Below are 13,889 nucleotides of genomic sequence, written 5' to 3' on the forward strand. Positions count from 1 at the left end.
GAATTACATGCACAAAAGACGCCGCGCGGCCTGCGCCACGCTGCGGGCGGTCGGACGGTGCGCCGCCCAGAGATTGGGATGATACGGCACCGGCGTATCCTTGGCGTTGAGGCGTTGGGGCGGTGCATCCAGCAATCCCCAGCCTTCGGCGGCCACCCGGGCCACCACTTCGGCGGTGACGCCGCCCCACGGCCATGATTCGCCGACGCACAAAAGGCGGCCGGTTCGCGCCACACTGGCCATGACCGTGTCGGTGTCGAGCGGTTTGACGGAGCGCAGATCCACGACCTCGATGAGCCAGCCTTCCGTGGCCAGTTCATCGGCGGCGGCGAGGGCCTCATGCACCATTGCGCTGTAAGCCACAATGGTCATGTCGCGGCCTTCGCGGGCGAGCCGGGCCTTGCCCACCGGCATGGCTTCGGTCGGCAGTTTGTCCGCCTTGAGGTGGTAGTAGAGCAGTTTGTGCTCGCAGAAAATGACCGGGTCATCAATGGCCACCGCCTCGAGCAGCATGCTGTAAGCATCCTCCACCGTGGCCGGCGTCATGACGACGAGCCCGGGATAATGGGCGTAAATGGTTTCCAAACTCTGGCTGTGGAACGGGCCGCTGCCCGAAGTGCCACCGAAGGGCAGCCGCACCACCAGCGGACACGGGACGTTCGTGCGCCAGTAGAGCGTGGCCGCCTGATTCACAATCTGGTTGAACGCCACCGTGGAAAAATCCGCAAACTGCATTTCCACGATCGGACGCAGGCCCTCAATGGCGGCGCCCACGGCGAACCCGGTGATGGCGTCTTCGCTGATGGGCGCGTCAATAACGCGGCCGGGAAATTGTTCCTGCAGGTTCTTTGTGGCCTTGAAGGCGCCGCCGAACTTGCCGACGTCTTCGCCGTAAATGAACACGCGCGGATCATCGGCCAGGGCCCTGGCTTGGGCTTCGCGGATGGCCTCGAGGTAGGTGATGCTCATGCGGCGGCCGCGCTCCTAGGCTTCGGTGTGAAGTTCATGCAAATGCGCACTCGAAATGGCGTTCCAGTCGTGCTGAAAAGGATCGGGCGCCCCTTCGCGTTGCACGGTCGCCACGATCGTCTCCACCTGCTGCACCGCCTCGTTCCGCAATTCTTCCAGTCCTGCGGCCGTCATCCACCCTTCCTGCAACAGCATGTCCTCGCTCGTCTTGAGACAATCCCGGCCGTGCTGGGCCTTGACCCGCGAATCGATGTAGCTGCCGTCATCATGCTCGCCATGACCGCACAGGCGAAGCAGGTTGGCGACCACCAACTGCGGCCCCCGCCCTTCCCGGGCGCGGGCCACGGCGCCGCCCACCGCCTGCAAACAGGCAATCAGGTCGGTGCCGTCAATCTCGACCCCTTCGATGCCGTAGCCGACCGCCTTGTCCAGCAGCGAACGGCAGGCGAACTGGCGGTCATTCGGCGTGGAATAGGCGTAGCGGTTGTTGGCAATCAGCATGACCAGCGGGAGTTTTTCGACGGCGGCCTGATTCAGCCCTTCGTGAAACGCTCCCGTGGAGGTGCCGCCATCCCCGAGACAGGTCGCGCCCACCACGTCGGTGATGCCGCGCAACCGGCGGGCGAACAGCACCCCATTGACGACGGAAATCATGGAGCCGAGATGGCTGATCATCGGCAGCAAACCATCCTGCGGCCGGCCCCGGTGCACGTTGCCGTCGCGGCTGCGCATCGGGCCCAAGGGCGAGCCAAGGTAGGTGCGCACGGCGTCGATGACCGGCTCGCCGAAGGCCAGCCGCCCCGCCATGTCGCGAATGCTGGGCGCAAAGACATCGCCCTTCCGCAGGTGAAGCCCTGCCGCCACGCTAAAAGCCTCCTGCCCGCGCCCCACGAACACGCCGCCGTGGATCTTGCCGGCGCGATAAAGGCTGGCCAGCTTCTCCTCCAAGACCCGGCTTAGCAGCATGATGCGATGGGCTTGGAGACAAAGCTCGCGAACTGAGATTGTTTGAGGCGGTGCGGGTTTAAGCGCCGTCTGAACCATGGCAAAAGGTTAAGCTCCCGCGCCCCGGACTGGCAATGCTTCTTTCCTCGCGTTCGCTGTCTCACCTTCGCCGCATTTTGTCTCAAATTCGTTCAGTCGCGGCCCGCCACGGGCGGACGAACGTCCTCCGTGCACGTCCGCTCCCGTCCCACAATCGCTGTTCTTTGCCGGACAAGAAATGTTGGTGTCGAATCTGCTCCGTGAAGCGGCGTTTGCTGCGAAGGCAAACCATCGTGTCATAAATAAGTTCATGGATTCACCGCTCCGTCGCATATTGCTCGTTGAGGATGATGTCGAAATGCCCGAAGTGCTCGGCGCGTTGCTGGAGCCCGACGGCATTTTGTTGTCCGCCGCCCAGACCGTGGAAAGCGCCTGGGCACGCATCAACCAGGAATCCTTCGAGCTGGTGCTGCTGGATTTGGGGCTGCCGGGGGCCAACGGCTTTGACCTGCTGCGCCGGCTCAAGCAGACGCCCGAGACCCAGGCCATCCCGGTGGTGGTCATCACCGCCTGGAACGGCACGGCCGACAAGCTGCGCGGTTTCGAACTCGGCGCCGTCGATTACCTGACCAAACCATTTGAATCCTCTGAACTGCGTGCCCGGCTCCGCAGCGTGCTGCGCAACAAGCAGCTTCAGGACGAACTGACCCGCACCAACCGTGAACTGACGTCCGCCCGGCTGGCCGCCGAGGCCGCGGGCCGCGCCAAGGCCGAATTCCTGGCCAACATGAGCCATGAAATCCGCACCCCGATGAACGGGGTCATCGCCATGGCGAGCCTGCTGCTGGAAACGCCCCTCAGCCACGAACAGCGCGGTTACGTCGAAACCATCCACGCGAGCAGCGAATCCCTGCTGACCATCATCAACGACATCCTGGACTTTTCCAAAATCGAATCGGGCAGGTTCGAGCTGGAGGCCATCCCCTTCAATCTCCGCGCGTGCGTCGAGGACGCGGCCGATCTGCTGGCCGCCAAGGCCGCGGAAAAACAGCTCGAGCTGGCCTGCGACATCGAGGCGGAAATCCCGGCGGAATTGATCGGCGACGCCACCCGGTTTCGCCAGGTTCTGGTCAATCTCATCGGCAATGCCGTGAAGTTCACCAACACCGGCGAAGTGGTGGTCACCGTCGAGGCCACCGCCGCCCCGGAAAACAGCAACGATCCCGACGCGACCTGGCTCATCCACACGGCGGTGCGCGACACGGGCATTGGCATTGCGCCTGACCGGATGGCGCGCATGTTCAAGTCGTTCAGCCAGGCGGACGCTTCGACGACGCGCCAGTTCGGCGGCACCGGACTGGGGCTGGCCATCAGCAAGCGGCTGGTGGAATTGATGGGCGGCAAGATGTGGGTGGAGAGCATTCCCAACCGCGGCTCGACCTTTCACTTCAGCATTCCCTTGCGGTCCGCGGCCAAGGCGGGCGCCGTCAGCTTGGATCCGCCGCCCCCCGAACTGGCCCAGCTGCGCCTGCTCATCGTCGAGGACAACGCGACCACCGGCCGGATTCTCTCGCGGCTGGCAACGCACTGGGGCATGAAGCCACGCCTCGCCGCCTCCGTTGAAACCGCGCTGGACTGGCTGCGCGCCGGCGAACAGTTTGACGTCGTGCTGGCGGATCAACAGTTGTCCGGGCCAGATGGCCCCGGGCTGGTGACAGCAATCCGCCGGCTGCCGGGACGGGCCAAGCTGCCCGTCCTCCTGCTGACCACCGTGGGCGCGCGCCTGGAGGCCTCCCCCGTCAACGGCCAGCCGGCCCTGGCAAGCGCGCTCACCAAACCCGTCCGCGCGGCCCAATTGCAGGAACGATTGGCGCAACTCGTGTCGGGCGCCAAACTGGCCACTCCGCAAACCCGGACGCCGTCGGCCGGAAAGCTCGATCCCAACCTCGCCACGCGCCTCCCGTTGCGCATCCTGGTCTGCGACGACAACGCCATCAACCAGAAGGTCGCCCAGCGGGTGCTCCAGCAAATGGGTTACCAATCCGCGGTGGCCAACCACGGCAAGGAAGCGCTGGACGCGCTCGACCGCGAACGATTTGACCTGGTGTTCATGGACTTGCAAATGCCGGAGATGAATGGCCTGGAAGCCACGGCCACCATTCGCGAACGGCAGGCGAAAACTTCGCGATTCCCAAATTACACCCCCCCGGTAATAATCGTGGCCATGACGGCGAGCGCCATGGTCGGCGACCGCGACAAATGTCTCGCCTCGGGAATGGATGATTATGTCGCCAAACCCGTCCGCCCGGAAGACCTCCGGACCGTCATCGAGCGATGGGGCGCGAAAATTCAGGAAATGCGCGGACCCCATTTGGACAACACCAGAAGCAACAACCGGAACGAATCAGAGCTGATGCCAGACCAACCGAACCCAGAACCCGTGGTGGACGCCGAACGGCTGATGGAGTTTTCCGACGGCACGCCCGAAAGCCTGCGCGAGTTGATCACCCTCTACCTCGACCAGACGGCCAAACAACTGGAGCAATTGCGCGCGGCCGTCGCCGCCGCCGATGCCCCGGAAGTCCGGCGCATTGCCCACAGTTCCGCCGGCGCCAACGCCACCTGCGGCTTTGGCCGGCTGGCCCGGGTGCTGCGCGAACTGGAACACCTGGGCGCCGCCGGAACGCTCGCCACCACCCCCGCCCTCTGTGATCAATGCGATCACGAATTCGCCCTGGTGCGCGAACAACTGAAGAACATTCTCGCCACGCCCGCGCAACTTGCTCCCCAATCATGAATCCCGAGTCGCAAAAGAAGGTTTTGATCATCGAGGACGACCAGATCGTCGCCAACATCTACCGCAACAAGCTCAGCGTGGAGGGCTTCACGGTGGAGGTGGCGCTAGACGGCGAATCCGGCATCGCCACGCTGCGCACGTTCCAGCCCGACGCCATTTTGCTGGACCTGATGCTGCCCAAGGTGACCGGCCTCGAACTGATGAAACAGTTGCGGGCCGAGGCGGACTTCGCACAGACCCCCATCATCGTCTTCTCGAACACCTACCTCACGAACATGGTGCAGGAAGCCTGGAAAGCCGGCGCCACCAAATGCCTGTCCAAGGCGAATTGCACCCCGAAACACGTGATTGAAGTGCTGCGCACCGCCCTGGGCATCACCGGCTCGGGCGCCACCACCATCCGGCCCGCCACCGCCACCGCCTCCAGCCCGGCCTCGAAACCCACCACGGCGACCGCCGCGGTCATCGTGCCCGGACGCCCGCCGGAACGCATCGCCCAAAGCGCGGAAAGCGACGCGGAATTTCAGGCCCAGTTGCGCCGGGATTTCATCCAGAGCCTGCCCAACACCCTGATTGCGCTCCGCGCCCAGATGCAGGGCCTGATCAAGGCCGACAGCGAAATGGCCCGCCTCAAACAGGTGCAGGAGCTTTACCAGCGCGTGCACGCCCTGACCGGCAGCGCCGGCGTGGCCGGCATGATGCTCATCGCGCAGATGGCCGACGCCACCGAAGCGCTGTTGAAGGAGCTTTACGAGAAGCCGAAGAACATCAACGCCTCGACCTTGCGGACCGTGGCAGGAGCGGTGGACTTTCTGGGCGTCCTGTTCGAGCGCGGCACGCTGCCCGACCGGCAGGAGGTTCCGCCGGTGAACATTCTGGTCGTGGACGACGAGGCCATTTCGCGCCGCGCCATCACCTACGCCCTCGAAAAAGCCAAGCTGAAATCCGTCAGCGTCGAAGATCCGCTGGTGGCGTTTCAAATGATCACGGAAAACCGGTTTGACCTGATCTTCCTCGACGTGGACATGCCGAACATGAGCGGGTTCGAGCTGTGCAGCAAGCTGCGCGCGTTGCCGGCCCACAAGAACACTCCGGTCATTTTCGTGACCAGCCTCACGGACTTCGAGAGCCGCGCCAACTCGACCATCAGTGGCGGCAATGACTTCATCGCCAAGCCGTTTCTGTTCATCGAACTGGCCGTCAAGGCCCTGGTCCATGTGTTTCGCGGCCGGGTGCTCGCGGCCAAATAGCCGGCGGGCTTTTGACTTCGCCCGCCGCCGTCCTTAAAGTTGGGCATGGACTCACTGCAAGCGCCGTGGCGCATTGATTACATCCTCGCCCCCAAACCGGTTCTCGACGAGAGCCTGTTCACGCGCATTGCCCAATCCAGCGACGACGAGGCCAACTACGTGATCGCGCGGGAGCGGACCTGCTACGCCCTGCTCAACCGCTATCCCTACAACGGCGGCCACCTGATGGTGGTGCCCTACAAACAAACGGCCGAGCTGGCCGGCCTGACGGAGCAGGAACTCACGGACCTGATGCTGCTGACGCGCCGCTGCCAGGCCGCGCTGAAAGAGGTGATGCGGCCCGAAGGCTTCAACATCGGCATCAACCTCGGCAAATGCGCCGGCGCCGGCATCGTGGAGCATCTGCACATCCACATCGTCCCGCGCTGGAACGGCGACACCAACTTCATGCCCGTGATCGCCGGCGTCGGCGTCTTGCCCCAGGCGCTGGCCGAGATCGCCGCGAAACTGCGCGCGGCCCTGGCCGGGGAAAAAGCGCCGGGCGTCGCGTGAATCATCCCATGCCTTGCCGGGGTTTCATGAACACCAAACACCGAAGCGCGCCGCTGCCGGATTTGCCGGTTCGCCCGTTCACCAATTCATCCATTTAACGATTCAACGCACCCATGCCCGTCGAAACGCTTCACTTTGAAAACGCCCGCGTGGCGCAGCAGCTTTACAACAACGACACCCGCAATCTGGCGGCCATCGAGGAGCAGCTCGGGGTCAAAACCACCTGCCGCGACGGCTGGATCACCCTCGATGGCGAGGCCGCGGCCGTCGAGCAGGCCAAACATTTGTTCCTGCAGCTGGAGGGCTCGCTCAAGGCCGGCACGCCCATTCGCCAGCGCGAGTTCAATCATGCCCTGCAAATCGTCAAACACGAGGGCGTGACGACGCTCAAGGACCTGATGAGCGACCGCATTCAGACGCATGAAAAGAAGGCGAGCGTCACCGCGAAGACCGTTGGCCAGAAACGATACGTGGAGGCCATTCGCAAGCATGACGTCACGTTTGGCATCGGCCCGGCCGGCACCGGCAAGACTTATCTCGCGGTGGCCATGGCGCTGGCCGCGCTGCGGGAGGGCAAGGTCGGTCGCATCATTCTCACCCGCCCCGCGGTCGAGGCCGGCGAGGCGCTGGGTTTCCTGCCGGGCGATCTTTACGAAAAAATCATGCCGTATCTGCGGCCGCTGCACGACTCGCTCCACGACATGATGCCCGCCGAGGAAATCCAGAAAAACACCGAGCGCGGCGTCATTGAAATCGCCCCGCTGGCTTACATGCGCGGCCGCACCCTGAACAACGCGTTCATCATTCTCGACGAGGCGCAGAACTCCACGGCCGAACAGATGTTCATGTTCCTCACCCGGCTGGGCATGAGTTCCAAGGCCGTAATCACCGGCGACGAAACCCAGATCGACCTGCCCGGGAACAAACACTCCGGCTTGATCGAAGCCCATCGCGCGCTGCGCAACATCGACGGCATCGCCATCTGCGAATTCACCAAGCGCGATGTCGTCCGCCACCCGCTCGTCCAGCGCATCATCAGCGCCTACGAGGAGCACCGCGGCAAGAAGCGGGAGGGATGATGCCTCGCCTTGTCACCAATGCCCGGGGCTCCCGCGTTGACGCCAGATCCGGCCCGCCTGGACCGCTTGGTGTTCCGGCCAGCTTGGAGTTGATCAACCGCCAGCGGACCACGCGCCTCAACGTTCGCCGGCTCACGCCGATTGCCGAAGCCGCGCTGGCCGAACTTGGCGTGGCGGGCTGGGATCTGACCTTCTACTTCGTCGGTGCGCGGAAGATGGCCGCGCTCAACCAAATTCATCTCGGGCACGAGGGCTCGACGGACGTGATCACGTTCGACTACGGCGAGCGGCCGCCGCGCAAAACGCCGCGCCTCCTGCAGGGCGAAATCTTCATTTGCCTCGAGGTGGCGATGGTGCAGGCCCGCGAGTTCCGCACCACCTGGCCGGCGGAAACCGTCCGCTACCTCGTTCACGCCCTGCTCCACCTCTGTGGTTACGACGACTTGCAACCGGCGGCGCGCCGGGAGATGAAACGCCTGGAAAACCGGCTGGTCGGCCGGCTGGCGCGGCAGTTCGACTTGGCCGCACTCGCCCAATAACCGCCGCCGCGGCCCGCAACCCTGCGAAAACCGGCGCGCCTTCGCTTGAGCAATCCGCAGCCCCCCCCTAGACTGCCCGCATGGAACAAAAGAGCCTGCTCGCCCGCGTCCGGACCAACTTCCTGACCGGCCTGGCGGTGTTGCTCCCGGCGTTCATCACCATCGCCATCGTCAAGTGGCTCTTCGGCACCATCACCACCGTCACCGACCTGCTCCTGTTTTTCCTGCCCAAGGACTGGACCCACGCCAACGACGGTCTCGGCGAGATGTTCTGGTATTACAGCTTTGCGGCGTTTGCGCTGGCCGTCCTGCTCGTGGCCTTCGTCGGCTCGCTCACGCGTTATTACATCGGCAAAAAGCTCATTGCGTGGTTCGACGCCGCAATGCTGCGCGTGCCGCTGCTCAACAAAATTTACGGCACCATCAAGCAGGTGAACGAAGCCTTCAGCACCGGCACGAAAACCGCCTTCAAAACCGTCGTGCTCGTCGAGTTCCCGCGCTCCGGCATCTACTCGCTGGGCTTCATCACCAGCGAAAACCACGATGAAATCCAGCGCAAGACCCGCGAGGACGTGGTCTGCGTGTTCATCCCCACGACGCCCAACCCAACTTCGGGCTGGTTGGTCTTCGTCCCGCGCCAGCAGGTCACGAAACTCAACATGTCCGTCGCGGACGGCATTAAATACATCATCAGCGTCGGCTCCGTGACGCCGGAATTCATCGGGCAGCCGGTGCCACCACCCATGGATCCCAATGTCCCGCCGGTTGTGACCCCGCCGCCGCCAATCAGCCCGGGGCCTTAATCCAAGGTGCGCAGCCCGCCGGAACTCCATGCCCTCCCCGGTTTCATCCTCCAGCGCGCGTTTTGAATCCACGACTGGAATCATTCTCCGCACGCGGCCGCTGACCGAAACCAGTCTCATCGTCCACTGGCTCACACCCGAACGGGGCCGCGTGGCCACCGTCGCCAAAGGGGCGCGCCGGCCCAAATCAACCTTCCACGGCAAGCTCGATTTGTTCTACCACTGCGACTTCAGCTTCAGCCGCAGCGCCCGCTCGGAACTGCACACCCTGCGCGAAGTGGTCGTGCGCGACACCCACGAAAAACTCCGGCACGAACTCGGCTGGCTGCAGCAGGCCGCGTATGCCGCCGCGCTCATCGAGCAAACGACGGAAACGGACACGCCGCTGCCGGAGGTTTATGCACTTTTCGCCGGGATGCTTGGTTTCCTGCCCGGGCAACCGGCCCGGCCGCGCGCGGTGTTCGCCTTCGAGTTGAAGCTGCTGCGTGAACTGGGCCTGGAGCCCGATGTGGCGGACACGAAACTGACCGCCGCCACGCGCGAATTGATCCACGCACTGACGAACGAGGACTGGTCGCAATTAAATGCCCTGCACGCAACTGCCGTCCCAGTGCGCGAACTGCAACAGTTCCTGCACGGATTCCTGATCTATCACCTGGGCAAGTTGCCGAAAGGGCGGCACCCCGCCATCACCGGCTGAAACATTGGAAGATTTTTCTCGAAACGCAATGTGCTGACGGTGGCGTCCTGCAAATCGCCACGCGCACGCGCCTCACAGTCAGTGCGGCAGCGCGGCGTCCTTCACCTCCGGCTCCACCCACTTGCCATGTTCGCGGATCAGGTCCACGAGCCGGTCCACCGCCTCGGTTTCGGGGATGTTGAATTTGATGGGCGTCTTGCCGACGTAGAGGTTGATCTTGCCGGGCGCCCCGCCCACGTAGCCGAAGTCCGCATCGGCCATTTCGCCCGGGCCATTCACGATGCAGCCCATGATGGCAATCTTCACGCCCTTGAGATGATCGGTGCGCGCCTTGATCCGCGCCGTCACGGTCTGGAGGTTGAACAGCGTCCGCCCGCAGCTCGGGCACGCGACGTAATCGGTCTTGAACGACCGGCAGCCGGCCGCCTGCAAAATGTTGAAGGCCAGCCGCAGCGATTGTCCACCGCCCGCTTCGCCCCGCACGAGAATCGCGTCACCAATGCCGTCCGCGAGCAGCGAACCGATGTTCACCGAAGCGCGGAGCAAGGCGATGTTCGGCGCGAGCGGCACCGGCTCGAAGCGCAGGCAATCCTTGAGCAGGATGGGATTATTGCGGCCCAGCTCCTTCAGCTTCGCCACCAGCAATCGGAACGCCGTGATCGGCGGCAGCGGCGTGCCGTCCTTGACCGTCACGAGCTGCGTGTCGCAGTTGATCTGTTCGCTGGCGAGGGGCTGCGTGGGGTCGATTTCGAGGAGGTTCAAATCCTCATAAACCGCCTCCGGCTTCACGTCGTCCTGCGGGCGGATTTTGGGCGCAACCTTGTCCCACGTGGCGCGGGTGACCACGACGCGGATCAACTGTTCGCCGCCGCACTTGACGCCGTCGGCCAGTTCAATCTCGGGCGTCACGCGTCGCTCGAAGTGGAACGGATCAAAGGGCGGTGTGGCATTGGGAATGCGGAATGAAGCATTGGTCAGCACCGGCACCTGCGCCAGCAAATCGCGGCACACGGGAATTTCGTGTGGCGAATCTTCCGTGAGCGAAACGCGGATGGTGTCGCCGAGACCGTCGCACAGCAATGATCCGATGCCGATGGCGCTTTTGATGCGGCCGTCCTCGCCTTCGCCGGCCTCGGTCACGCCGAGGTGAATGGGATAATTCCAGTCCGGCCCTTCCTGCGCCAGCCGGGCGACGAGCAGGCGGTAGCACTCGATCATCACCTTGGGGTTGCTTGACTTCATCGAGAACTTGAAGTTGTGGAAGTCGTGCTGGCGCGCGATGCGGGCGAATTCCAGGGCGCTTTCCACCATGCCGAGCGGCGTGTCGCCGTAGCGGTTCATGATGCGGTCCGAGAGCGAGCCGTGATTCGTGCCGATGCGGAGCGCGCGGCCAAGCTGCTTCAACTTGAGCACGAGCGGGGTGAACTTCTCCTCGATGCGCGCCAGTTCGGCGGCGTAGGCCGCGTCGGTGTATTCCTTGACGGCAAATTTTTTGGAGTCGGCGTAGTTGCCGGGATTGACGCGGACGACTTCGACCCAGTTGGCGGCTTCCATCGCCGCTTCCGGCTTGAAATGGATGTCGGCCACGATGGGCACCCGGCAATCGCGCCGGCGCAGTTCGGCGACGATGTGCTGCAAATTCGCGGCGTCCTTCACGGTCGGGGCCGTGATGCGCACGATCTGGCAGCCGACCTTCACCAGGTCGAGCGTCTGCTGCACGCAGGCGGCGGTGTCCATCGTGTCGCAGGTGATCATGGACTGCACCACAACGGGATGATCGCCGCCCATGATCACGCCGCCGCGGGCGGGGTCGCCGACGACGACTTCGCGGGTGTGGCGGCGTTGGAAAAGCCAGGGGGATTCGCAGTATTTCATGGCGGGAAACTACTTGACCGGCGCGAAGACGGGCGACTCGGGACGGCTTTGACGGGCGCTGCGCACCCAGTCGCCGGTGTCGAAGAATGCGATGTAAATCATGAAGCCGATCAGCAGAATCGCAAACCCGTTTTGAATGAAGGTCAGCAACCTGGGACTGACCGCGCGTCGCCGGATGGCTTCCACCAGGGCCAGCACAATGTGGCCACCATCCAGCACGGGCAGCGGCAGCATGTTGAGCAGTGCCAGATTCACGTTCAACACCACACTGAACCAAAGCACCTTGCGCCATCCCTGCTCGTCCTCAAACAGGTTTTTGTAAACGCGAATGATCATCACGGGGCCGCCCAACTGTTGCAGGCCGACGTCGGACTTGCGCGACGTGACGGTGCGAACGGTGCTGACGATTTGCATGACGCTGTCCTTCACCTGCTCCCATGGATTGGGGTGGATGATCTGCACGTCATCCTTGGTTGCGAGTGACAGGATGCCAAGGGAGGGCGCGGCATCCTTCGGCTGCACGGGCCGCACGGGGCGCAACTCCAAATCCAACGTTTTTCCCTCCCGCTGCACGGTCAGCCGCAGCGGCGCCGCAGCGGCGTTGGTGCAGGCTTCTTCCGCGTCGAGAATGGGGATGTAGCAGTAAACCCGTTCACCGTTGAGGCCGACGATTTCATCACCGTGCCGCAAACCGCCCAGGGCCGCAGGGCTGTTGCTCGCGACCTCGTCAACCACCATGTCCTGAGTGGGCGCAATGAGAATTTTGCGCAGCGCCTTGCGCTCATACCATTTGTTCGTGCCGATGAAAGGCTCCGGGTAAGCCGTGAATTCCTTGCCGGCGCGCACATACTTGACCGGGATGTTCGTGCCCTCGCTGGAAATGATGCGCCAGGTGATGCTGTCCTGCGTCACGCCCGCAAAATGTTCGACCGGATGGCCATCGACCTCGATAATTTTGTCGCCCGGGCGAATGCCGGCCTGATAGGCCGGCCCGGCGGGATCGGCCCAGCCTACGGTGGTGTTGCTCTCGGAAGACGAGACCGGCCGGCCCACCCCCCAAACAATGACGGCGAACCCAACGGCCAGGAGAAGGCTGAACAATGGACCTGCAAAGGCCACGATGATTTTGTCCAGCGGCGAAATCGGCGGCAGCGCCGCCGTGGTCTGCTCCCCCTTGCCTTCGATGGCTTCCATCGTGGCCATTTGCGGCAACGCAACGTAACCGCCGGCCGGAATCCAACCGAGCGCGTATTCGACACCCCCGGCCTTCGTTTTCCATATTGGTTTGCCGAACCAGATGGCGAAGCGGTCAATTTTCAGCCCCCGCCATTTGGCCGCAAGGAAGTGCCCCAATTCATGGACAAAAATCAGCGCATTGAAGAGCAGCAGCACTTCCAGAATAATAAAAAACACTTTCAAACCAGACATAATCGATGAACGCCCTGTTTGGGCGCGGCAATATAGCAACCAACCTTGCGGTAGCAACGGGAGAATCCGGACCCCTGCCCGGAAAAAGGTTTGCCCGGCGTCCGCTCCGGCCCACACTCGCGGCCGGACGATCCAGCCAATTCATGGCCACCAGCCCGCACAACGCCTCCAGTTCGCCGCCGTCAGCACCGGCCACCGGCGCCACCGTGGAGGTTTGGACCGTTGCCCTGGACGTTCCTTCAAAAATCGTCGCCGCGGCCCACACCATCCTGACGCCCGCCGAACAACACCGTGCCGGACAATTCCGCGTGGCGCCCGCCCGCCGCAATTATGTCGTGGCCCACGCCGCGTTGCGGCGCATTGTGGCGGATCGCCTGAGCCGCGCACCGGGCGAGGTGAACTTTCAAAACGGACCGCATGGAAAACCGGCGCTCGCCGCCGAATTGGGCGCCCATTTGGAATTCAACCTCTCACATTCCGGCGATTTTGCCTTGGTGGCGGCGAGCCGGACCGCACCCGTCGGCGTGGACGTGGAGCGGGTTCGCGCCTTCCCTGACGCACTGGCCATCGCGCGAAGATTTTTCACTCCCGCGGAGGCCGCGGTCCTGTCGGATTTGTCCGGCCCGGAACAGGTCACGGCCTTTTTCACCCTGTGGACGTGCAAGGAAGCCGTGGTCAAAGGCACCGGGCAAGGCATCGCCCACGCTTTGTCACGTTTTGAATTCGCTTGGGGAACCCCGCCCGCGCTGCGATCCGTTGACGGCGGCGCTAAAGCGGCGGAGCAATGGAGTTTGCATTCGTTCCAGCCGGCCGCCGGTTACGTGGCTGCGGTGGCTGTTGAAGCGTCCAATGCCCGGTTCATCCTTCGCGAATTTTCGTGGGTGGCCTGAATCGGACCATGGCGCACCGCCGG

General features: G+C 63.5%; 12 protein-coding genes. 8 read left to right on the forward strand and 4 right to left on the reverse strand.

Annotated features, from left to right (window positions below; genetic code table 11):
* Positions 1–3: 3 nt before the first annotated feature.
* Both VFV96_17760 and VFV96_17765 read right to left on the reverse strand, forming a co-directional pair.
* On the reverse strand, positions 4–969 hold the full coding sequence (locus VFV96_17760; protein HEU5072253.1) for a transketolase C-terminal domain-containing protein: 966 nt from the start codon (positions 967–969) through the stop codon (positions 4–6).
* 15 nt (positions 970–984) lie between these two features.
* On the reverse strand, positions 985–1,935 hold the full coding sequence (locus VFV96_17765; GenBank protein ID HEU5072254.1) for a thiamine pyrophosphate-dependent dehydrogenase E1 component subunit alpha: 951 nt from the start codon (positions 1,933–1,935) through the stop codon (positions 985–987).
* 328 nt (positions 1,936–2,263) lie between these two features.
* Between VFV96_17765 and VFV96_17770 the strand changes: the two genes are divergently transcribed.
* From VFV96_17770 to recO, 7 genes are all read left to right on the forward strand, one after another.
* The gene (locus VFV96_17770) at positions 2,264–4,750 is read left to right on the forward strand and encodes a response regulator (protein ID HEU5072255.1); all 2,487 of its coding nucleotides are present in this window, start codon (positions 2,264–2,266) and stop codon (positions 4,748–4,750) included.
* Positions 4,747–6,000, forward strand: coding sequence for a response regulator (locus VFV96_17775; GenBank protein HEU5072256.1), 1,254 nt, complete (start codon positions 4,747–4,749; stop codon positions 5,998–6,000). The genes VFV96_17770 and VFV96_17775 overlap by 4 nt, the downstream gene beginning before the upstream one ends.
* A 45-nt stretch (positions 6,001–6,045) precedes the next feature.
* Positions 6,046–6,552 carry an HIT domain-containing protein gene (locus VFV96_17780; protein HEU5072257.1) on the forward strand — a complete coding sequence of 169 codons (507 nt, stop codon included), beginning with the start codon at positions 6,046–6,048 and terminating at the stop codon, positions 6,550–6,552.
* Positions 6,553–6,665: 113 nt separating this feature from the next.
* The gene (locus VFV96_17785) at positions 6,666–7,631 is read left to right on the forward strand and encodes a PhoH family protein (protein ID HEU5072258.1); all 966 of its coding nucleotides are present in this window, start codon (positions 6,666–6,668) and stop codon (positions 7,629–7,631) included.
* Positions 7,632–7,714: 83 nt separating this feature from the next.
* Positions 7,715–8,170 carry an rRNA maturation RNase YbeY gene (gene ybeY, locus VFV96_17790; protein HEU5072259.1) on the forward strand — a complete coding sequence of 152 codons (456 nt, stop codon included), beginning with the start codon at positions 7,715–7,717 and terminating at the stop codon, positions 8,168–8,170.
* Positions 8,171–8,250: 80 nt separating this feature from the next.
* The gene (locus VFV96_17795; GenBank protein ID HEU5072260.1) at positions 8,251–8,973 is read left to right on the forward strand and encodes a DUF502 domain-containing protein; all 723 of its coding nucleotides are present in this window, start codon (positions 8,251–8,253) and stop codon (positions 8,971–8,973) included.
* Between the two features lie 28 nt (positions 8,974–9,001).
* The gene (gene recO, locus VFV96_17800; protein ID HEU5072261.1) at positions 9,002–9,673 is read left to right on the forward strand and encodes a DNA repair protein RecO; all 672 of its coding nucleotides are present in this window, start codon (positions 9,002–9,004) and stop codon (positions 9,671–9,673) included.
* Positions 9,674–9,751: 78 nt separating this feature from the next.
* On the opposite strand, the gene ispG is transcribed toward recO, so the two are convergent.
* Together ispG and rseP are read right to left on the reverse strand one after the other, a co-directional pair.
* Complete coding sequence (gene ispG, locus VFV96_17805; GenBank protein ID HEU5072262.1) at positions 9,752–11,548, reverse strand: (E)-4-hydroxy-3-methylbut-2-enyl-diphosphate synthase; 1,797 nt, start codon at positions 11,546–11,548, stop codon at positions 9,752–9,754.
* Positions 11,549–11,557: 9 nt separating this feature from the next.
* Entirely contained in the window at positions 11,558–12,976 is a 1,419-nt protein-coding gene (gene rseP, locus VFV96_17810; GenBank protein HEU5072263.1) for an RIP metalloprotease RseP, read from the reverse strand.
* A 143-nt stretch (positions 12,977–13,119) separates the two neighbouring features.
* Between rseP and VFV96_17815 the strand changes: the two genes are divergently transcribed.
* Complete coding sequence (locus VFV96_17815) at positions 13,120–13,866, forward strand: 4'-phosphopantetheinyl transferase superfamily protein (GenBank protein ID HEU5072264.1); 747 nt, start codon at positions 13,120–13,122, stop codon at positions 13,864–13,866.
* Positions 13,867–13,889 lie beyond the last annotated feature (23 nt).

The sequence above is a fragment of the Verrucomicrobiia bacterium genome (genome assembly GCA_035765895.1).
Lineage (GTDB): Bacteria > Verrucomicrobiota > Verrucomicrobiia > Limisphaerales > DSYF01 > DSYF01.

Bases quoted from the DNA above. Each gene is read 5' to 3' on its own strand.
- VFV96_17775 (HEU5072256.1), top strand. From the start codon at position 4,747: ATGAATCCCGAGTCGCAAAAGAAGGTTTTGATCATCGAGGACGACCAG.
- recO (HEU5072261.1), top strand. From the start codon at position 9,002: ATGCCCTCCCCGGTTTCATCCTCCAGCGCGCGTTTTGAATCCACGACT.
- VFV96_17795 (HEU5072260.1), top strand. From the start codon at position 8,251: ATGGAACAAAAGAGCCTGCTCGCCCGCGTCCGGACCAACTTCCTGACC.
- VFV96_17780 (HEU5072257.1), top strand. From the start codon at position 6,046: ATGGACTCACTGCAAGCGCCGTGGCGCATTGATTACATCCTCGCCCCC.
- VFV96_17760 (HEU5072253.1), bottom strand. From the start codon at position 969: ATGAGCATCACCTACCTCGAGGCCATCCGCGAAGCCCAAGCCAGGGCC.
- rseP (HEU5072263.1), bottom strand. From the start codon at position 12,976: ATGTCTGGTTTGAAAGTGTTTTTTATTATTCTGGAAGTGCTGCTGCTC.
- VFV96_17785 (HEU5072258.1), top strand. From the start codon at position 6,666: ATGCCCGTCGAAACGCTTCACTTTGAAAACGCCCGCGTGGCGCAGCAG.
- ispG (HEU5072262.1), bottom strand. From the start codon at position 11,548: ATGAAATACTGCGAATCCCCCTGGCTTTTCCAACGCCGCCACACCCGC.
- VFV96_17765 (HEU5072254.1), bottom strand. From the start codon at position 1,935: ATGCTGCTAAGCCGGGTCTTGGAGGAGAAGCTGGCCAGCCTTTATCGC.
- VFV96_17815 (HEU5072264.1), top strand. From the start codon at position 13,120: ATGGCCACCAGCCCGCACAACGCCTCCAGTTCGCCGCCGTCAGCACCG.
- VFV96_17770 (HEU5072255.1), top strand. From the start codon at position 2,264: ATGGATTCACCGCTCCGTCGCATATTGCTCGTTGAGGATGATGTCGAA.